The organism is Pseudomonas asturiensis (assembly GCF_900143095.1).
Taxonomy (GTDB): domain Bacteria; phylum Pseudomonadota; class Gammaproteobacteria; order Pseudomonadales; family Pseudomonadaceae; genus Aquipseudomonas; species Aquipseudomonas asturiensis.
On record NZ_FRDA01000003.1, the window covers coordinates 231,447 to 251,248 of the forward strand.

The 19,802-nt window shown below is 59.2% G+C and carries 20 protein-coding genes; 16 read left to right on the plus strand and 4 right to left on the minus strand.

Annotated elements, in window-relative coordinates:
- The first annotated feature begins 1 nt into the window (after nt 1).
- The 14 genes from fdx (at nt 2) to BUB69_RS06825 (ending at nt 12,436) form a co-directional block, all read left to right on the plus strand.
- Nucleotides 2–343, plus strand: coding sequence for an ISC system 2Fe-2S type ferredoxin (gene fdx, locus BUB69_RS06760; protein ID WP_024687092.1), 342 nt, complete (start codon nt 2–4; stop codon nt 341–343).
- A 14-nt stretch (nt 344–357) separates the two neighbouring features.
- Nucleotides 358–558 carry a Fe-S cluster assembly protein IscX gene (iscX, locus tag BUB69_RS06765; RefSeq protein ID WP_073163651.1) on the plus strand — a complete coding sequence of 67 codons (201 nt, stop codon included), beginning with the start codon at nt 358–360 and terminating at the stop codon, nt 556–558.
- Between the two features lie 96 nt (nt 559–654).
- The gene (ndk, locus tag BUB69_RS06770; RefSeq protein ID WP_073163653.1) at nt 655–1,080 is read left to right on the plus strand and encodes a nucleoside-diphosphate kinase; all 426 of its coding nucleotides are present in this window, start codon (nt 655–657) and stop codon (nt 1,078–1,080) included.
- Between the two features lie 31 nt (nt 1,081–1,111).
- Nucleotides 1,112–2,260, plus strand: coding sequence for a dual-specificity RNA methyltransferase RlmN (gene rlmN, locus BUB69_RS06775; protein WP_024687090.1), 1,149 nt, complete (start codon nt 1,112–1,114; stop codon nt 2,258–2,260).
- Nucleotides 2,261–2,285: 25 nt separating this feature from the next.
- Nucleotides 2,286–3,044, plus strand: coding sequence for a type IV pilus biogenesis/stability protein PilW (gene pilW / locus BUB69_RS06780; protein WP_024687089.1), 759 nt, complete (start codon nt 2,286–2,288; stop codon nt 3,042–3,044).
- Nucleotides 3,044–4,045: a RodZ domain-containing protein gene (locus BUB69_RS06785; protein WP_073163655.1), complete on the plus strand. Its 1,002-nt coding sequence runs from the start codon at nt 3,044–3,046 to the stop codon at nt 4,043–4,045. Before pilW ends, BUB69_RS06785 begins: the two co-directional genes overlap by 1 nt.
- Nucleotides 4,046–4,048: 3 nt before the next feature.
- Entirely contained in the window at nt 4,049–5,158 is a 1,110-nt protein-coding gene (ispG, locus tag BUB69_RS06790) for a flavodoxin-dependent (E)-4-hydroxy-3-methylbut-2-enyl-diphosphate synthase (RefSeq protein ID WP_073163657.1), read from the plus strand.
- Between the two features lie 22 nt (nt 5,159–5,180).
- Nucleotides 5,181–6,470 carry a histidine--tRNA ligase gene (gene hisS / locus BUB69_RS06795; RefSeq protein WP_073163659.1) on the plus strand — a complete coding sequence of 430 codons (1,290 nt, stop codon included), beginning with the start codon at nt 5,181–5,183 and terminating at the stop codon, nt 6,468–6,470.
- A gap of 39 nt (nt 6,471–6,509) precedes the next feature.
- Nucleotides 6,510–7,151, plus strand: a complete 642-nt coding sequence (locus tag BUB69_RS06800) for a tetratricopeptide repeat protein (RefSeq protein WP_024687085.1) — start codon at nt 6,510–6,512, stop codon at nt 7,149–7,151.
- Nucleotides 7,144–8,295, plus strand: coding sequence for an outer membrane protein assembly factor BamB (gene bamB, locus BUB69_RS06805; protein WP_073163661.1), 1,152 nt, complete (start codon nt 7,144–7,146; stop codon nt 8,293–8,295). The genes BUB69_RS06800 and bamB overlap by 8 nt, the downstream gene beginning before the upstream one ends.
- 140 nt (nt 8,296–8,435) lie before the next feature.
- On the plus strand, nt 8,436–9,905 hold the full coding sequence (der, locus tag BUB69_RS06810) for a ribosome biogenesis GTPase Der (RefSeq protein ID WP_004878760.1): 1,470 nt from the start codon (nt 8,436–8,438) through the stop codon (nt 9,903–9,905).
- A gap of 120 nt (nt 9,906–10,025) precedes the next feature.
- On the plus strand, nt 10,026–11,174 hold the full coding sequence (locus BUB69_RS06815; protein ID WP_073163664.1) for a pyridoxal phosphate-dependent aminotransferase: 1,149 nt from the start codon (nt 10,026–10,028) through the stop codon (nt 11,172–11,174).
- Complete coding sequence (locus tag BUB69_RS06820; RefSeq protein WP_073163666.1) at nt 11,162–11,953, plus strand: amidohydrolase; 792 nt, start codon at nt 11,162–11,164, stop codon at nt 11,951–11,953. Before BUB69_RS06815 ends, BUB69_RS06820 begins: the two co-directional genes overlap by 13 nt.
- Before the next feature lie 57 nt (nt 11,954–12,010).
- The gene (locus BUB69_RS06825; protein ID WP_073163668.1) at nt 12,011–12,436 is read left to right on the plus strand and encodes a hypothetical protein; all 426 of its coding nucleotides are present in this window, start codon (nt 12,011–12,013) and stop codon (nt 12,434–12,436) included.
- A 102-nt stretch (nt 12,437–12,538) separates the two neighbouring features.
- On the opposite strand, the gene BUB69_RS06830 is transcribed toward BUB69_RS06825, so the two are convergent.
- The 4 genes from BUB69_RS06830 to xseA form a co-directional block, all read right to left on the minus strand.
- Nucleotides 12,539–13,408: an isocitrate lyase/PEP mutase family protein gene (locus BUB69_RS06830; RefSeq protein ID WP_073163679.1), complete on the minus strand. Its 870-nt coding sequence runs from the start codon at nt 13,406–13,408 to the stop codon at nt 12,539–12,541.
- Between the two features lie 381 nt (nt 13,409–13,789).
- Nucleotides 13,790–15,460 (minus strand): 2-isopropylmalate synthase, encoded by a 1,671-nt coding sequence (gene leuA / locus BUB69_RS06835; RefSeq protein WP_073163682.1) that lies wholly within the window; start codon nt 15,458–15,460, stop codon nt 13,790–13,792.
- A 576-nt stretch (nt 15,461–16,036) separates the two neighbouring features.
- Nucleotides 16,037–16,861 carry a M23 family metallopeptidase gene (locus BUB69_RS06845; protein ID WP_073163684.1) on the minus strand — a complete coding sequence of 275 codons (825 nt, stop codon included), beginning with the start codon at nt 16,859–16,861 and terminating at the stop codon, nt 16,037–16,039.
- Nucleotides 16,862–16,868: 7 nt separating this feature from the next.
- Nucleotides 16,869–18,248 carry an exodeoxyribonuclease VII large subunit gene (gene xseA / locus BUB69_RS06850; RefSeq protein ID WP_163032172.1) on the minus strand — a complete coding sequence of 460 codons (1,380 nt, stop codon included), beginning with the start codon at nt 18,246–18,248 and terminating at the stop codon, nt 16,869–16,871.
- A 165-nt stretch (nt 18,249–18,413) separates the two neighbouring features.
- Between xseA and BUB69_RS06855 the strand changes: the two genes are divergently transcribed.
- Together BUB69_RS06855 and BUB69_RS06860 are read left to right on the plus strand one after the other, a co-directional pair.
- Nucleotides 18,414–19,163 carry a sulfite exporter TauE/SafE family protein gene (locus BUB69_RS06855; protein ID WP_073164343.1) on the plus strand — a complete coding sequence of 250 codons (750 nt, stop codon included), beginning with the start codon at nt 18,414–18,416 and terminating at the stop codon, nt 19,161–19,163.
- A gap of 76 nt (nt 19,164–19,239) precedes the next feature.
- Nucleotides 19,240–19,788, plus strand: coding sequence for a sugar ABC transporter ATPase (locus BUB69_RS06860; RefSeq protein WP_073163689.1), 549 nt, complete (start codon nt 19,240–19,242; stop codon nt 19,786–19,788).
- The last annotated feature ends 14 nt before the right edge of the window (nt 19,789–19,802 follow it).

A 19,802-nucleotide genomic window follows, 5' to 3' on the forward strand; every position in this document is an offset into this window, starting at 1 on the left:
GATGCCGCAGGTGATTTTTCTGCCCCACGCCGAGCATTGCCCGGACGGGCTGGTTGTAGAAGTTGAGCCCGGTACGTCTATCCTCGAGATTGCTCACGAGCACCACATCGAGATCGAAAGCGCTTGCGGTGGTGTCTGTGCCTGCACGACCTGCCACTGCGTCATTCGCGAGGGGTTCAACTCGCTGAACGAAGCCGATGAGCTGGAAGAGGACATGCTGGACAAAGCCTGGGGTCTTGAAGCTCAATCGCGTCTATCCTGTCAGGCGATTGTCGGCACTGAAGACCTGACCGTCGAAATACCGAAATACTCGCTCAACCACGCTGCCGAAGCGCCGCACTGATTCAAGGAACGCTCATGAGCCTCAAATGGGTCGATGTGCAGGAAATCGCTATTCAACTGTCCGAGAAATACCCGGATACGGATCCGTTTTCATTGAATTTCGTCAAATTGCGCGATCTGGTCATGGCGCTTCCCGACTTCGAGGATGAGCGCGATCGTGGCGGGGAGAAAGTCCTCGAAGCGATCCAGAGCACCTGGAATGATGAGGCGGATTGACGTTCAGTTACTTACGCAGTTAGGCAATACACCAGAACCCGCGTATAATTCGCGGGTTTAATTTTTCGCTTCAATCACTGTTTCTGGAGTTTCACCATGGCTGTTCAACGTACTTTCTCCATCATCAAGCCTGACGCCGTTGCAAAGAACGTAATCGGCGAGATCACCACTCGTTTCGAAAAAGCCGGTCTGCGCGTCGTTGCTTCCAAGCTGAAGCAGCTGTCCAAGGCTGAAGCTGAAGGTTTCTACGCTGAGCACAGCGCTCGTGGTTTCTTCGGTGACCTGGTTGGGTTCATGATTTCCGGTCCGGTTGTCGTTCAGGTTCTGGAAGGCGAAAACGCTATCGCTCTGAACCGTGAGCTGATGGGCGCTACCAACCCTAAAGAAGCTGCTGCCGGCACCATCCGTGCTGACTTCGCTGATTCCATCGATGCCAACGCTGTTCACGGTTCCGATTCCGAAGCAGCCGCTGCTCGCGAAATCTCGTACTTCTTCGCAGCTACCGAGGTAACCACTCGCTAAGTCTTGCGACTCACGAGTGAAGGGTGAATTCATGATTGCATCGACTGGTAAAACCAACCTGTTGGGTCTGACTCAACTGGAAATGGAAAAATTCTTCGACTCTATCGGGGAGAAGCGCTTCCGTGCCGGTCAGGTCATGAAGTGGATTCACCACTTTGGCGTCGATGATTTCGACGCCATGACGAACGTCAGCAAGGCCCTGCGCGAAAAGCTCAAGGCCTGCGCTGAAGTTCGCGGTCCTGAAGTCGTCAGCGAGGACATTTCGAGCGATGGCACCCGTAAATGGGTGGTGCGCGTCGAGTCCGGCAGTTGCGTCGAGACCGTCTATATTCCGCAGGGCAAGCGCGGCACCTTGTGCGTGTCTTCCCAGGCGGGCTGTGCCCTGGATTGCAGTTTCTGCTCCACCGGCAAGCAAGGCTTCAACAGCAACCTCACTGCCGCCGAAGTCATCGGCCAGGTGTGGATTGCCAACAAATCCTTTGGCAGTGTCCCGGCAACCGTCGACCGTGCCATCACCAACGTGGTGATGATGGGCATGGGCGAGCCACTGCTGAACTTCGATAATGTCATTGCCGCCATGCATCTGATGATGGATGACCTGGGGTATGGCATTTCCAAACGTCGGGTGACACTGTCCACCTCAGGCGTGGTACCGATGATCGATGAGCTGTCCAAGCACATCGACGTGTCGCTGGCCCTGTCGCTGCACGCGCCCAATGATGCGCTGCGCAACCAGTTGGTGCCGATCAACAAGAAATACCCGCTGAAAATGCTGCTCGAGTCCTGCCGTCGCTACATGTCGAACCTGGGCGAAAAGCGTGTGCTCACCATTGAGTACACCATGCTCAAGGACATCAACGACAAGGTCGAGCATGCCGTCGAGATGATCGAGCTGCTCAAGGACACGCCTTGCAAGATCAACCTGATCCCGTTCAACCCGTTCCCGCACTCCGGTTACGAGCGTCCGAGCAACAATGCGATCCGTCGTTTTCAGGATCTGTTGCATCAGGCGGGCTACAACGTCACTGTGCGTACCACGCGCGGTGAAGACATCGATGCTGCATGCGGCCAGTTGGTCGGGCAGGTGATGGATCGCACGCGCCGTAGCGAGCGCTACATTGCCGTGCGTGAGTTGAGTGCCGAGGCCGATACAGCGCCAGGCGCAGCAACCCGAACCTGACTGCGACACCGCCAAGAGGGATCTCATGTCTGTACGCGCCTCATTGCTGCTCTGTGCTGTCATGCTGCTCGTGGGTTGCGTCTCGACAGGCAATATCAATCCGCTCTCGACCTCCCAGGGTCGTGAAGAGGCGCGCAAGGCTTACGTTCAGTTGGGTATCGGATACCTTCAGCAGGGTCAGACCGAACGTGCCAAGGTCCCGCTGAAGAAGGCCCTTGAACTCGACGGTTCAGATGCGCAGGCCAACGCGGCGCTGGCACTGGTCTTTCAGGCCGAGATGGAGCCAGAGCTCGCCGAACAGTATTTTCGCAAGGCGATGTCCGCCAGCCGCGATGACACACGAATCGTCAATAATTTCGGCAGTTTCCTGTTCGAGCAGGGGCGTTACAAGGAAGCCTACGAGCGCTTCGAGCAGGCCGCAGCCGATAACCTCTACCCTGAGCGCTCACGGGTTTTCGAGAGCCTGGGCATGACATCGCTCAAGCTCGGCAACCGTGAGCAAGCCCGTGAGCAGTTCACCAAGGCCCTGCGCCTTGACCGTCAGCAACCGCGCTCCCTGCTGGAAATGGCTGAGTTGTCCTACGAAGACGGGCAGTATGTGCCGTCGCGTGATTATTACGACCGCTTTAATCAGCTGAGCGAGCAAAATGCACGTAGTCTATTGCTCGGTGCGCGGTTGGCTAAAATTTATGACGACCGCAACAAGGCAGCCAGTTATGGTCTGCAATTAAAAAGACTCTATCCCGGTACGCCGGAATATCAGCAATACCTGTCGGAGCAATGATGAAAGCGGCGCATCCCGAAGTTGTAGCAACCACCCGCACGAATCCTGGGGAGACCCTGCGCCAGGTCCGCGAGAGCAGAAACTGGTCGCTGCCAGATGTGGCGTTGAGGCTGAACCTGACTGTGGCCTCGCTCAGTCACCTGGAAAACGGGAACTTTGAAAAGCTGCCCGGGCATACCTTCGCCCGCGGTTACGTGCGCGCCTACGCCAAACTCCTTGAGCTTGACCAGGCCGCGCTGGTCGAGCAGTTCGACCAGTTCACCGGTACGGACGGCAAGGGCAGCCCGGTTCATGCACTGGGCCGGATCGAAGAGCCCGTTCGCCTGTCGCACAACATTCTGCGTATCGTCAGTCTGTTGTTGCTTGTGGTGCTGGTGGGCGGTGGTTTCGTCTGGTGGCAGGATCAGGCCACCTTGCGCGGCAAGGATCAGTCCGGGCTCAACCTTGAGCACGTTGAAGTCGAAAGCGCCGACGGTACGACCCAGATTCATCCGCTGGATGAGCCTGAGGATCAGGCCGTTGTCGAGAACCAGACCGCCGGTCAGACCACGTTGCCGTTGAACGCCGGAACGCCGGCCAATGAAACCCAGAACGCTACGCCTGTCGTTCCGGCTCCAACCGTTAACGCGCCTGCGCACACGCAGGCGCCTGCAGCTACCGCAACGCCTCCGGCGACCACGGCCCAGACGCCTTCCGTTGCACCTGTCGTTCCGTCGATGCCAACCACGCCCGCCGAACAGCCTGCGCCCATGGTGGCAGGTGCCGGTCAGGTCAACGTGCAGTTCACCGCAGATTGCTGGACCCAGGTGACTGACGGCAACGGCAAGGTGCTGGTCAGTGGCCTCAAGCGCAAGGGCGAAAGCCTGGACGTCAACGGCAAGCCGCCGCTGACCCTGCGTCTGGGTTTCGCACGCGGTGCGCAAGTCAGCTACAACGGTCAGCCTGTAGACGTGGCTCCTTTTACCAGCGGCGAAACTGCTCGCCTGAAACTAGGGCAATAAGTCATGCACGGCGAATCTCCGATCAAGCGTCGCGAATCCCGAAAAATCTGGGTGGGCTCTGTTCCGGTCGGCGGCGATGCCCCGATTGCAGTGCAGAGCATGACCAACAGCGACACCAATGATGTGGCGGCCACGGTCGCCCAGATCAACCGGCTGGAAGCCGCGGGCGTGGACATCGTGCGCGTTTCCGTGCCGGACATGGACGCCGCCGAGGCCTTTGGCCGAATCAAACAGCTGGTCAAGGTGCCGCTGGTTGCCGATATCCATTTCGACTACAAGATTGCCTTGCGCGTGGCTGAACTGGGTGTGGACTGCCTGCGTATCAATCCTGGCAACATCGGTCGTGAGGACCGTGTGCGTGCCGTGGTCGATGCTGCACGTGACCGCGGTATTCCGATCCGCATCGGCGTCAACGCCGGTTCGCTGGAAAAAGACCTGCAGAAGAAGTACGGCGAGCCTACGCCTGCCGCGCTGGTCGAATCGGCACTGCGCCATGTCGAGCACCTGGATCGTCTGAATTTTCCGGATTTCAAGGTCAGTGTGAAGGCCTCGGACGTGTTCATGGCCGTGGAAGCCTACCGTCTGCTGGCCAAACAGATCGTCCAGCCGTTGCACCTTGGCATCACCGAGGCGGGCGGATTGCGCTCAGGCACAGTGAAATCGGCCGTCGGCCTAGGTATGCTGCTCGCCGAAGGGATTGGCGATACTATCCGCATCTCGCTGGCCGCTGATCCGGTCGAAGAGGTGAAGGTCGGTTACGACATCCTCAAATCGTTGCGCCTTCGTTCCCGTGGCATCAACTTCATCGCCTGCCCGAGCTGCTCGCGGCAGAACTTCGATGTGGTGAAGACCATGAACGAGCTGGAAGGTCGCCTCGAAGATTTGCTGGTGCCGCTGGATGTCGCTGTTATCGGTTGCGTGGTCAATGGTCCTGGCGAAGCCAAGGAGGCTCATGTCGGCCTCACCGGTGGTACGCCGAACCTGATCTACATCGACGGCAAGCCCGCGCAGAAGCTGACCAACGACAATCTCGTGGACGAGCTTGAACGCTTGATTCGCGAGAAAGCGGCTCAAAAGGTCGAAGCTGATGCATCGGTCATCGTGCGCAGCTAACCCGTATTGCTAAGGATTTTTTGTGAGTAAGTCTCTGCAAGCCATTCGTGGCATGAACGACATCCTGCCCGAGCAGACGCCCCTTTGGCGGCACTTCGAGGGCACTGTTTCGCGTCTGCTGGATAACTACGGTTATCGGCAGATTCGTATGCCTATCGTCGAGTTCACCGACCTGTTCAAACGCTCAATCGGCGAAGTGACCGATATCGTCGAGAAAGAGATGTACACCTTTGCCGACCGCAACGGTGACTCCCTGACCCTGCGCCCTGAAGGGACTGCGGCATGCGTGCGTGCTGTGCTCGAGCACGGCATCACGGGCGGTGGTCAGGTGCAGAAGCTGTGGTACATCGGTCCGATGTTCCGCCACGAACGTCCGCAGAAAGGTCGTTATCGCCAGTTTCACCAGATTGGTGTGGAAGTCTTCAACCTTGATGGCCCGGACATCGACGCCGAGCTGATCGTCATGACCTGGCGCCTGTGGGGCATGCTGGGCATCCGTAACGCGGTCAAGCTTGAACTCAACAGCCTGGGCACCAGCGAAGCGCGCGCGCGTTACCGCGACGCTCTGGTGGCGTTTCTGTCGGCCCGTCTCGATCAACTGGACGAGGACAGCCAGCGCCGCCTGAAAACCAACCCGTTGCGCGTGCTCGACACCAAGCATCCCGAGACTCAGGCGGTGCTGGTGGATGCGCCGAAGCTGGCTGATTATCTGGACGACGAATCCCGCGTGCACTTCGAGGGCCTGAAAGCCCGTCTGGACGCTGCCGGTATTCCGTATGTGATCAATCCCAAGCTGGTGCGCGGGCTGGATTACTACAGCAAGACCGTTTTCGAATGGGTCACTGATCAACTGGGTGCTCAGGGCACTGTCTGTGCGGGCGGTCGTTACGACGGTCTGGTCGAGCAGATGGGCGGCAAACCGACTGCAGGTGTCGGCTTTGCGATGGGTATCGAGCGTCTCGTGCTGCTGTTGGAAACCCTTGAGCAGATCCCTGAAGAGATTTCCCGTCAGGTGGATGTGTACCTGTGCGCGTTCGGCGAAGCGGCTGAACTTGCCGGGCTGACATTGGCCGAGCAATTGCGTGACCGCATGCCGAACCTTCGTCTGCAGGTCAATGCCGGAGCCGGCAGCTTCAAGAGCCAGTTCAAGAAGGCCGACAAGAGCGGCGCGCTGTATGCTCTGATCCTTGGCGAAGAAGAGCTCGCCCAGAAGATCATTGGCGTCAAACCCCTGCGTGGTCAGGGTGAACAACAAAATATTGCCTGGGATGCTCTGTCCGAGCACCTGGCCTCCTGCATCGTGCAGGGTTGAAGCTGATTAACAGCCGTTTTAGCGAATAGGAGTATTGGGGTGTCGAGTTCCGAAGATGATGAGCTGGCAGTAATGAAGGACTGGTGGCAGCGCAACGGCAAACCCCTGGTAACAGGTGGTCTGCTGGCGTTGGTCGTGGTTCTTGGCTGGCAGTTCTGGCACAGGTATCAGGCCAATCAGTCGCAAGGCGCCTCGATGCTCTATCAGCAGTTGCTCGAAACCGCACTGACGCCCAGTGGCCAGGCAGACACTACCCGTGTCGCCGAAATATCCGGCAAGCTGAAAAGCGAATACGGCGGCACGACTTACGCGCAGTTCGGCAGTCTTTTCGTCGCCAAAGTGGCCGTGGATGCCGGTAAACTTGACGACGCGGCTGCAGAGCTCAAGGCGGTCGCCGACAAGCCTGCCAACGACACGTTGGGCGAAATTGCCCGCCAGCGTCTGGCTCGCGTGCTGGCTGCACAGAACAAGGCGGATGACGCGCTGAAACTGCTGGCGGGCGATGCGGATAAATCGTTCCTGGCCAGCCGTGAAGAACTCAAGGGTGACCTGCTGGTACAGCTGGGTCGTACCGACGAGGCACATGCTGCATACCAAAAGGCCAAATCTGCTCTGTCCGAAGACGCAGCGGTGGGCGGCCTGCAAATGAAGCTCGACGATCTGGCGAAAGGGGATGCGTGACGTGATTCGTTGGAAACATGCAGCATTGCTGGCTCTGGCCATTCTGGCCGCGGGTTGCAGCAGCAATAGCAAGAAGGAATTGCCGCCAGCCGAGCTGACCGATTTCAAGGAAGAAGTGGTCCTGCAGAAGCAGTGGAGCCGCTCCATCGGTGACGGCCAGGGCAAGACTTACAACATGCTGGTTCCGGCCATCGATGGCGATCGCATCTATGCGGCCGACGTCACGGGCGAAATCGTATCGCTGGACCGCCTGACCGGCGACGTGATCTGGAAGAAGGATCTCGATCTTCCGGTGTCCGGCGCGGTTGGTGTGGGTTACGGCCTGGTGATGATCGGCACCCTCAAGGGTGAAGTGGTCGCCATGGACGCAACCACCGGTGAGGAAAAGTGGCGCGCTCGCGTGACCAGTGAAGTGCTGGCTCCGCCTGCCACCAACGGCAGCGTTGTCGTGGTTCAGACTCAGGATGATCGCGTGGTCGGCTTCGATGCCTCCACCGGTTCCCAACTGTGGATCTACGAAAGCACGCCGGCCGTACTGACCCTGCGTGGTACAGGCGCACCGCTGGCGACCAATCGCCTTGCGGTGGCAGGTCTGTCCACTGGCAAGGTGGTCGCGCTGGACATCACCAACGGCGTGCCGATCTGGGAGCAGCGCGTAGCGGTCCCGCAAGGTCGCTCGGAACTGGATCGTGTGGTTGATATCGACGGCGGCCTTTTGCTGTCCGGCGGTACACTGTACGTCGCGACTTATCAGGGCCGTGTTGCGGGTCTGGAGCTGGAAAGCGGTCGAGTCCTCTGGCAGCGTGATGCGTCTAGCTACTCGGGTGTTGCCCAGGGCTTCGGCAGCGTCTACGCGACGCTGGCCTCCGGTACGGTCGAAGGTATCGACGAGCGTTCTTCCTCCGCCTTGTGGAGCAACGAATCTCTGGCCCGTCGCCAACTGGGCGCGCCGGAAGTGTATTCCAGCTACATCGCGGTCGGCGACATGGAAGGCTATCTTCACCTGTTGAGCCAGGTGGATGGTCGTTTCGTGGGGCGTCAGCGCATCGACAGCGATGGGCTGCGTGCTCGTCCGCTGGTGGTTGGTGACATGATTTACGTGTATGGCAACAGCGGCAAACTGGAAGCCCTGACCATCAAGTAATGAGTGAACATGCCGGAGGCCCAAGGCCTCTGGCGACCTTGCTCAGGCAAGGCTGCAGTGCCCTCGGGCACTGCCCCGAACTCCGGCCGCTGCCCTGCAGCGGCTTTTGTATTTTCTGAAATAACGAAGTGGAGAGCCGCATGGTTCCCGTAATCGCCCTGGTGGGTCGACCGAACGTCGGCAAGTCCACCATGTTCAACCGCCTGACCAGGACCCGCGACGCCATTGTCGGCGATCTGTCCGGTCTTACCCGTGATCGCCAATACGGAGAGGCGAAGTGGCAGGGGCGCTCCTACATTTTGATCGACACCGGCGGTATTTCCGGTGACGAGCATGGCATGGACGAAAAGATGGCCGAGCAGTCGCTGCTGGCCATCGAAGAAGCCGATGTGGTGCTGTTTCTTGTAGACGCCCGAGCAGGCTATACCGCTGCCGATCAGATGATTGGCGAGCACCTGCGCAAACGTAACAAGCGTTCCTATGTGGTCGCCAACAAGATCGACAACATCGACGAAAACCTGGCCCGTGCCGAGTTCAGTCCGATGGGTCTGGGTGATGCCATTCCGGTAGCCGGCGCCCATGGTCGCGGTATCTCGCAGATGCTGGAAATCGCCCTGCGCGAATTCCCGCGCGACGAGGACGACCAGGAAGACGCTGAAGTCGAAGAGGTCGCCGAAGGTCAGGAAGCCAAGCGCATTCCAGGCCCCAGCGAAAAGGACGGCATCAAGATCGCAATCATCGGTCGCCCCAACGTCGGCAAGTCGACGCTGGTCAACCGCATGCTGGGTGAAGACCGGGTCATCGTTTATGACGAACCGGGCACTACGCGTGACAGTATCTACATTCCCTTCGAGCGTAACGAAGAGAAGTACACGCTGATCGATACCGCCGGTGTGCGCAAGCGCGGCAAGATTCACGAGGAAGTTGAAAAGTTTTCCGTGGTCAAGACGCTGCAGGCCATCAAGGACGCCAACGTCGTGATCTTCGTGATGGATGCCCGCGAGGGCGTGGTCGATCACGACCTCAACCTGCTGGGCTTCGCCCTTGAAGCGGGTCGTGCGCTGGTTATCGCGCTGAACAAGTGGGACGGCATGACGCCGGGCGAACGTGACTACGTGAAGGTCGAGCTGGAGCGTCGTCTGTTCTTTGTCGACTTCGCGGACATTCACTTCATCTCGGCCCTGCACGGCACGGGCGTGGGCAACCTGTATCAGTCGGTACAGAACTCGTTCAAGTCTGCGGTCACTCGCTGGCCGACCAGCCGTCTGACCCAGATTCTCGAAGACGCCGTCAGCGAGCACGCACCGCCGATGGTTGGCAGCCGCCGCATCAAGCTGCGGTACGCTCACCTGGGGGGTGCCAACCCGCCGTTGATCGTGATCCACGGTAACCAGGTCGAGAAGGTCCCCAAGTCCTACGTCCGCTACCTGGAAAACACCTATCGCCGTGTGCTCAAACTGGTCGGTACGCCGATCCGTATCGAGTTCAAGGGCGGTGAGAACCCGTATGAAGGCAACAAGAACACGCTGACCGACCGCCAGGTCAACAAGAAGCGTCGGATGATGTCGCACCACAAGAAAGCCGACAAGAAGCGCCGCGATAAGCGCTGAATCGTCTGTAGGAAATGTACGAAAAAGGCACCTCTGGTGCCTTTTTTTATGCGCGCTCCATGGGCTATCCTGCCTGACCCGTGCCGCCGTGGTGCCGGGGGATTGCAGGGAAAGGGCTCCATGATCGACAGCAAGCTGCCTAATGTGGGCACCACCATCTTCACCGTCATGTCACAACTGGCTGCCGAAACCGGCGCTATTAATCTGTCCCAGGGCTTTCCCGATTTCGATGGGCCGCAGGCATTGCGTGATGCGGTATGCCGTCATGTCATGCAGGGCCATAACCAGTACTCACCGATGACCGGCCTGCCCGCGCTTCGTCAGCAGGTTGCGGCCAAGATCGCCCGCAGCTACGGGCGTACCGTCAACCCGGACACTGAAATCACCATCACGCCGGGTGCCACGCAAGGGATTTTCTGTGCCGTTCAGACGGTCATTCGTCCTGGTGACGAAGTCATCATTTTCGATCCCTGCTATGACAGCTACGAGCCGGCGGTCGAACTGGCCGGCGGCCGCTGTGTTCATGTGCAACTGGGGCTGGATGATTTCTCGATCGACTGGCAGAAACTCAGCGACGCACTGAGCCCGCGTACGCGCATGATCGTCATCAACAGCCCGCACAACCCGAGCGGCGCGCTGATCAGTCGCGCTGAACTTGACCGACTGGCGGCGTTGATTGCCGAGCGTGACATCTATCTGCTCAGCGACGAGGTGTACGAGCATCTGGTGTTCGACGGCCTGCGTCATGTCAGTGTGCTGGATCATGAAGAGCTGTATCAGCGTGCATTCGTCGTCAGCTCGTTCGGCAAGACCTATCACGTAACAGGCTGGAAAACCGGTTACGTGGTCGCACCGCCTGCGTTGACCGCCGAGATGCGCAAGGTGCATCAATATGTGAGCTTCTGCGGGGTGACGCCGCTGCAGTTCGCGCTGGCAGATTTCATGGCTGAACACCCGGAGCACGTCGACGAATTGCCTGCTTTCTATCAGGCCAAACGTGATTATTTCTGCAATCAACTGAAGCCTTCACGTTTCAGTTTCGCGCCGGTCGGCGGGACCTATTTCCAGTTGGTGGATTATTCGCAGATTCGTCCGGACCTCAACGATGTCGACATGGCGCTGTGGATGACCCGCGAACATGGCGTGGCCAGTATTCCGATCTCCGTGTTTTACCAGAGCCCGCCTGAAGGTCAGCGCCTGATCCGGTTGTGCTTCGCCAAGCAAGAGGAGACGCTGCGTCTGGCGGCGGAAAAACTATGCGCGATATGAGCGGATTGCCGAATCTTAACCTCGCTCTGATCCAGACCACGCTGGCCTGGCATGACCGGGACGCCAATCTGGAGCATTTCGAGTTGCTGCTTGATCAGGCGAGGGGTGCCGATCTGGTGATTTTGCCGGAGATGTTCACCACCGGCTTCTCGATGGAGTCAGAAGCGCTCGCCGAGCCCGAGGCAGGTCCGACGTCCGACTGGCTGCTGGCGCAAGCCCGACGGATCGGTGCGGTCATTACGGGCAGCGTGATTATCCGCGCAGCCGATGGCAGTCATCGTAACCGCCTGCTGTGGGCACGTCCTGATGGCGAGCTGTTGCACTACGACAAGCGCCACCTGTTTCGTATGGCAGGCGAGCATGAGCACTACACGCCAGGCGAGCGTCAGGTGATGTTCGAACTCAAGGGCTGGCGTATTCGGCCGCTGATCTGCTACGACTTGCGGTTCCCGGTCTGGAGCCGCGATGCTCAGGACACCGATCTGCTGCTCTACACCGCCAATTGGCCGGGTGCCCGACGTCTGCACTGGAATCGGCTGCTGCCCGCCAGAGCCATCGAGAACCTGTGCTACGTGGCGGCGGTCAATCGCGTCGGAACCGATGGCAAGGGCTTCGCCTATACCGGAGACAGTCAGGTACTGGACTTCCAGGGCGAGACGTTGCTCGGTATCGGTGAAGCGGATGGCGTGTTTCAGGCAACCCTGAATGCGGCTGATCTTCAGGCCTATCGAACGCGCTTTCCGGCCGGGCTGGACGCCGATTCATTTAATATTCAATAAATGCTTCAGAATGTTTCAAGTCGGTCGATAGCGTTCGCAGTCCCTCCGGAGAACGTCATGACTACGATCAATACGTCCACGCTTAATGCTTACTCAAGTTCGTTGTCTGTAACGGTAAAAAACCAGGAAGCACAAGCAGCCACTGCAGTTGCCACGGATGATAAGAAGACGGCTGAAACGGATGTTGCGGCCGCGAACGCGACTGGCCCTGTCGAAGGCGGCAGTGCAGGCGGTTCAAGCTCGTCTGCGCTTGACTCGACCATCGAGAAGATAAAGGAGCAGATCAAGCAGGCTCAGAAGCAGCTGGCCCAAGAGCAGTCGCAACTGGCCGCCGCGCAAAGTGGCAAGGGCACGCCGGAAGAGAAGGCTCAGAAGGCCTTGTCGATCCTGTCTCAAATCATGGCGACCAGCGCCACGCTGCAAACCCTGCAAGCCTCGCTGCTGCAGTTGCAGACTCAGGGCGGCGTGAATACCACGGCCTGAAGCGGCTCGCGGGTGTTGGTGAAATCGGCCTCATGAAAAAGCCTCCCTCTCTGACCGAGAGGGAGGCTTTTTTGTTTCAGCGCTACAGCACTGACGTCATGCTTACTCGTTGACGTTCATGAACTTTCTCGCCCACTCCACGTAGTCTTCCGGCTGGGTGTAGGTGTGTGTCAGTTCGGTCGCGCTCATGTTCGAGGTGCTGCCCAGAATCTGGCGCTGCTCGCGCAGGCAGTCGTAGGTCGCCTTGATTGCTGCAAAGTAGGCCGCGTGTCCATCCACACAGATTCGCACGCCCATCTCGGCCAGACGGTCATTATCGTGCAGCTCCGGGTTGCCGTACGTCACCAGCATCAGCGGCACGGTCAGGCCTTCGGAAATCTGCGCCAGGTGCTCAAAGTCACGGATGCCGACGATGGTAATGCCGTCGGCCCCAGCGCTCTGGTATTGCTGCACACGGCTGATGGCTTCCTGAACCGGAATGATCGCCGCATTGGTGCGGGCAAAGATCGACATTTCCGGATCGACCCGGGCTTCCAGCGCCGCGCGAATCTTGCCGACGCCTTCTGCCGTGGAGATCAGGTCTGTCGACTTGCGGCCAAACTGCGCGGGTAGCAAGGTGTCTTCGATGGTGAGGGCCGAGATGCCTGCGCGTTCCAGTTCAGTGACAGTGCGCATGACGTTAAGGGCATTGCCGTAACCATGGTCTGCGTCTGCAATGACAGGAAGCTGGGCGACACGGCCGATGCGCGTAGCCTGTTCGACGAATTCGCTGAGGGTGATCAGTGCGAAGTCAGGCGCTGCGAGTACCTGCAGCGAGGCGACCGAGCCGCCGAGGATGCCGACTTCAAAGCCCAGGTCGGCCGCGATACGCGCAGACATGGGGTCGAATACCGAGGCAGTGTGATAGCAGGATGTTGACGAGGTCAGCTCGCGAAAGCTGCGGCGCAGGTCTTGATGGGAAGCCTTGGGCATAATCGCTCCAAATGTGATTGGATCAGCTTGGCGTTAACGACGCCAATGCTGTTTTCAATGCACGGAAGGTCTACCCGTGCATTTTCTTCGTCCGGGAAACAATGCAGTAGTCGTCTTGGTTTTTATAGGAAAGGTGGAGCGGGCAGGTCAATTCAGACGGGCATCTTCAGCTTATGAGTTGCTGTTCGATTCAAGTCAGTCTGAGGTAAAGGCAGCATGCTACCACAGCATAAATAAAAAAGATTATGCCGAAACGGACAGGGTCATGCGCAGAGTGGAATCTTCCGCAGACGCCTGGTTCTGTATCGGAACCAGGCGGGGAGGGGCTATTTCAGGTTGAAAATGGGCAGCGGATCGGTGTCCGCTGCCCATGTCATTCACTCAGGCCGCTTTGGCTTGTGCCTGGCTCAGCGAACGATTCAGCGCACTGAACAGCGCACGGAAGCTGGCGGTGGTGATGTTTTCGTCAATGCCCACACCGTGCACGGCCTTGTCGCCATTCACTCGCAACTCGATGTAGGCCGCTGCCTTGGCTGTGGTGCCGGAGCCGATGGCGTGTTCGTTGTAGTCCATGATTTCCACGGCGATAGGCAGGCCCGCTACCAGTGCTTCCAGCGCTCCTTTGCCCTTGCCGCGCCAGTGCTGGGTTTCGCCATCCACATGCACTTCGGCATCGACCGAGCTGTTGCCGTTCTCTTCCTGCAACTTGTGGCTGATCAGCGCGTAAGGCGTGTTGGCCTGCAGGTACTCACGGCGCAGCAGCGAGTGGATCTGCTCAGCGGTCATTTCAAGGCCCAGACGGTCGGTTTCACCCTGCACCACCTGGCTGAATTCGATCTGCATGCGGCGTGGCAGCGAGATGCCGTATTCCTGTTCCAGCAGATACGTGATGCCGCCTTTACCCGACTGGCTGTTGACGCGAATCACGGCCTCGTAGCTGCGACCGATGTCGGCCGGGTCGATTGGCAGGTAAGGCACTTCCCACAGCTCGCCTTCTTTTTGCTGCGTGAAGCCCTTGCGGATGGCGTCCTGGTGCGAGCCGGAGAACGCGGTATGGACCAGGTCGCCGACGTACGGGTGGCGTGGGTGAACCGGAATCTGGTTGCATTCTTCGACGACCTTGCGCACGCCATCGATGTCCGAAAAGTCCAGCTCAGGGTTGATACCCTGGGTGTACAGGTTCAAAGCGACCGTGACCAGGTCGACGTTGCCGGTACGCTCGCCGTTACCGAACAGGCAGCCTTCGACGCGATCCGCGCCCGCCATCAGGCCCAGTTCAGTGGCGGCGACGCCGGTGCCGCGGTCGTTGTGGGTGTGCAGGCTGATCAGCACGCTGTCACGACGGGTGATGTTGCGGCCGAACCATTCGATCTGGTCGGCATAGATGTTCGGCGTGGCAACCTCCACCGTGGCGGGCAGGTTGAGGATCACCTTGTTCTGCGGCGTCGGGTTCCAGACCTCGATCACGGCGTCGCAGACTTCCTTGGCGAACTCCAGCTCGGTTGCGCTGAACGTTTCCGGGGAGTATTCGAACGTCCACTGGGTTTCAGGCTGTTGAGCCGCGTATTTGACGAACAGCTTGGCAGCGTTGACTGCGATGTCTTTCACGCCAGCCTTGTCCTGATTGAACACAATGCGGCGGAACGACGGGCTGGTGGCGTTATACAGGTGGACAATGGCCTTCTTCGCGCCGCGCAGTGATTCGAAGGTGCGGGCGATCAGATCCTCACGTGCCTGGGTCAGCACCTGAATGGTGGTGTCGTCCGGGATATGGCCGTCTTCGATCAGGGTGCGCACGAAGTCGAAGTCAGTCTGCGAGGCTGACGGGAACGAGGCTTCGATTTCCTTCACGCCCACGCTGACCAGCGTCTTCCAGAAGCGCAGCTTTTTAACCGCATCCATAGGCTCGATCAGCGACTGGTTACCGTCGCGCAGGTCGGAGCTGCACCAGATCGGCGCCGCAGTAATGGTCTTCGAAGGCCAGGTGCGGTCAGGCAGATCGATGGTCGCAAACGCGCGGTACTTGTTCGAGGGATCTTTGAGCATGGTCATGTGAATAGTCCTTTGTACTGAAAGGCCGGAAAGAGGCGGCCAACCGTTGTCGCAAACTAAGGTCGAGGCACTGCAATCAAGCCTGGCAGTCGGGCACTGACCAGGCTGAGGCACCGATGTTGGCGCAACAGGAATAGGGTTTGAGAGGTTTTCATGACGGCAACCGTAACCACTGGGGTCAAGGATGGCAAGCACTTGAAAATAATTGGGATAAATTCTTGTTATCTTTGTTTTTCGGCTTTTTTATCGCGCGTTCAGTGTGTTTCTATCAGGGTTATTGTTGCCGGGCATTGATGTGCGCAAGATGCCCGCACGTATTTTCTGAGACCGAGGTCGGTGATGAACGAGAAAGACTGGAGAGGGTGGTAGGCGGCTTGCCGGCGATCTGCCGGGAACCGGCAGCAAGGTCTGCGTATGCGGTGTGACTGATGCTATCAGGGGCCGCTGCGCAGCCCATCGCTGCCGTCGTAACCTCCGAGAGCTCCCACGCCTGCAGGCAGAAACAGATTTCGGCGCGGCCGTTAAGCCGCGCCCCCAAAATCTTATGCAGGGCTTAGATCTGTTATCTGCACACCCTCAAGGCTGAAACGCGCCGATAAAGATCGCCGGATCCACGCGGGCATCATTCAGGCTCACGTTCCAGTGCATGTGAGGACCGGTTGCGCGGCCCGTAGAGCCGACTTTTCCGACTACGCCGCCGCGCGGCACGACATCGCCCTGCTTCACATCGATTTTCGACATATGGCAGAACATGCTGATGAAGCCCTGACCATGGTCGACGAACACGGTATTGCCGTTGAAGAAGTAATCGCCGATCAGAATCACCTTGCCAGCGGCGGGCGATTTGATTGGCGTGCCTGCAGGCACTGCGAAATCCAGCCCGGCATGGGGGTTGCGCTCTTCGCCGTTGAAGAAACGACGAACGCCGAACTTGCTGGACAGTGGCCCATTGACGGGCTTGTCGAGAATCAGGTTGCTCGGCGTACCCGGGCTGAAGCTGCGGTAGGCGCGAATCTGTTCGGCCAGCTCGCCTTCAATACGCGTGTTGTCTTCAGCGTTCGGATTGACCTGACGCTTGTTCTTCAGCGTGATGCGCTGCTCCGGGTATTTCTTGGTACCAACCGTGAAGCCGAGCGAGCGGCCGCCTGAGGTGATCTGCTGAGCGCCCGGCTTGACGGTCAGCGGGATCCCGACAATTGCCAGCCAGCGCGTGCCTTTTTCCTTGACCACCAATACCGGCTTGCCCTGATAGGTGGCGGTCGGAGCCTGCACACCGGTGCCCAGATCAATCACGGCAACGCCGCCGGGCACCGGTTTGTTGAGTGCGCGGGTAATGAAACTGTCGGCCTGCGCGGGCAGGCACAGCAACAGAGCGAACAGCGGGGCGATAAAACGTAGCATCAGGCAGTCAGTCCAGAAGAGAAAGGGTCACGGGCGTGAGATGGTTGTCCTCGACCCGCACTTGCAGTTCGCCTTCACCCAGCTTCGCGGTCAGGCGTTGACCGGTCCGGGTTTGCGCGGCGGTACGGATCGCATGACCGCGTTCGTCGAGCAGAATGCTGTAACCGCGCCCCAGCGTGGCGAGCGGGCTGACAACGTTGAGGGTCTGAACCTGGCTCTGCAGGTGCAGCTTGCGGGTCTTGATCTGTTCACGGATGGCGCGGGGCAGGCGCTCGGCCAGCCCATCGAGTCGCTGACGCAGAAACGCCAGCGTGCGTCCCGGATGCTGTGCGGCGAGACGGCTTTGCATATGCGCCAGACGCACCTGTCGTTGGTGCACGCTGTGATCGAAGGCGCGACGCAGGCGCATGTCCAGATCGTCCAGGCGCTGAGACTGCTGGCGCAGGCGCTCGCCGGGATGACGCAGACGACGTGAGATCCCCTCAAGGCGCAAGCGTTCGCGCATCAGGCGGTCCTGCATACGGCTGACCAGTCGGCGATGCAGGTTGTCGACGCGGCGATGCAGGTCGCTGGAATCGGGCGCCAACAGTTCGGCTGCGGCGGAGGGGGTTGGTGCACGCACGTCGGCCACGAAGTCGCTGATCGACACATCGGTTTCGTGACCGACCGCACTGACGATAGGTGTCACGCAGGCATCGATTGCGCGTGCCACGGCTTCTTCGTTGAAGCACCACAGGTCTTCCAGCGATCCGCCGCCTCGGGCCAGGATCAGGGCGTCGAAGCCCCGGGAGTCGGCCAGCTTGAGCGCGCGGACGATCTGATTGATAGCTTCGCGCCCCTGAACCGCGGTCGGGATCAAGGTCAGCTCGACACGCGGCGCACGACGGCGGAACACGCTGATGATGTCGCGAATCACGGCGCCGGTGGGCGAGCTGATGATGCCGATGCGTTGCGGGTGCAGGGGCAGGGCGACCTTGCGTTCGGCGCTGAACAGGCCTTCATCGCTGAGCTTGGCCTTCAGTGCATCGAACGCCAGACGCAGCGCGCCGTCACCTGCCGGTTCAACGGTGTCGAGAATCAGTTGATAGTCGCCGCGACCTTCAAACAGCGATACCTTGCCGCGCACCTTGACCTGCAAGCCGTCCTTGAGGGCCTGGCGTACGCGTGCCGCGCTCTGGCGAAACAGCGCGCAACGCACCTGGGCACCCGAGTCCTTCAAGGTGAAATACACATGGCCCGACGCGGGACGCGAGAGGTTGGAGATCTCGCCCTCGACCCAGATGCTGCTGAATACGTCCTCCAGCAACACCCGCGCACGGCCGTTGAGCTGGCTGACAGTAAGGACTTCCCGGTCGAGGCCGAGTCTTGCGAAAGGGTCTTTGATCATGTCGGGCATCATAAAGGCAATGTCGGTTGAGCGCACGGGATCTGCACTCAGCGGGCAAAGGTGACGCAGCGCGTGACGGCGGCACGCCGGCGCTTTTGCTAGAGTCCTCCTCAGGTCCTTCAGAAAGGAAGCATCGTGGGCGATATCGGGGTGTTCGCGGCCTTCATGCAACTGGGCTTCACGCCGCTCGACTGGTTGATCATCGAGTTGAGCGTGATAGCTGCTTATATCGTTTTCGGCATCGCAGGCTTCGGCACGGCGCTGGTGGCAGGGCCTATCCTGATCAACTTCATGCCGCTTTCGCACATCATTCCTTTATTGGTGATGCTGGATTTTCTCGCTGCATTCGGCAACCTGCTGCCTTCCCGACAATTGGTGGTCAGATCCGAACTTCTGCGTCTGCTGCCGTGCATGGCCGTGGGTTGCACATTGGGGGTGCTGTTTCTGCTTAACCTCAAGTCCGATCTGCTGCTTCTATTAATGGGGCTGTTTGTCACGGCTTACGCGCTTTACAGCCTGGCAGTCAAAGTGCGACCGACTCAACTCGCAGCAGGTTGGGCAATCCCGATAGGCACTGTCGGCGGGTTGTTCGGTGCCTTGTTTGGCAGTGGTGGCTTTTTATACGCGATCTACCTCAACAGCCGCCTGACCTCAAAAGAGCAGGCGCGCGCCACGCAAAGCGCGCTGATCAGTTGCAGCACCATGGTGCGTCTGAGTCTGTTCCTGATCGCCGGTGTCTATGCCCAAATCCCGTTGCTGGTGCTCGGTGCCTGCCTGTTACCGGCGATGCTGATCGGATCGTCGGTGGGCAGGGCGCTGACCAACAGGCTGTCGCGCGAAACCTTCGTACGCCTGGTGACCTGGCTGGTGCTGGTCAGCGGCATTGCCTTGATCGGCCGCTACATGGCGGGATGAATACCGAACTGACGCTTGACCTGACATCAGGGCCGATTAAGCTGCGGCCTCACTCAGCTTCAAGCGACACTCCGTCATGAACACCCAAAGCATCATCGTCCCGCAAATCTCGACCTTCCCGGCCCATGAGGCCAGAGCGCGCCTGATCCTGCGCTGGCTGATCAAACTGAATGTGGTCGAGCCGGAGCTGACCACCTGCGGGCGCGCCGGAAACAAAATGGCTTATGCCGTGGCACCGGGCGCCAGACGCGTGGTGCAGAACCCGGATGCCTTGCCGTTCGGGCAAATCGTCAACGGTCTGGAAGTCGTGACCAAACGCTGCATCTTCACGCCGCTGAACCATTTCGCCGAAGAAGCTGGCTGCCCGGAATGTCGTCGCGAGATCGGCGAGGCGCTGTTCGACAGCCTTGAAGACTGGATGCCCGGCCACACCGACAACTTCACGTGCCCTGAATGCCGTCACGAAGACGACATCAACGGCTTTCTGTTTCTGGATGCGTGCGGCTTTTCCAACCTGGGATTCATCTTCAATAACTGGCTGGATGCGTCTTTCACTCAGACCTTTCTCGACGAGTTCGCCGAGCGTCTGGATCGTCCGGTGTCCTTCGTCAAAGTCCGCTTATAAGTGGCTTTGATAAT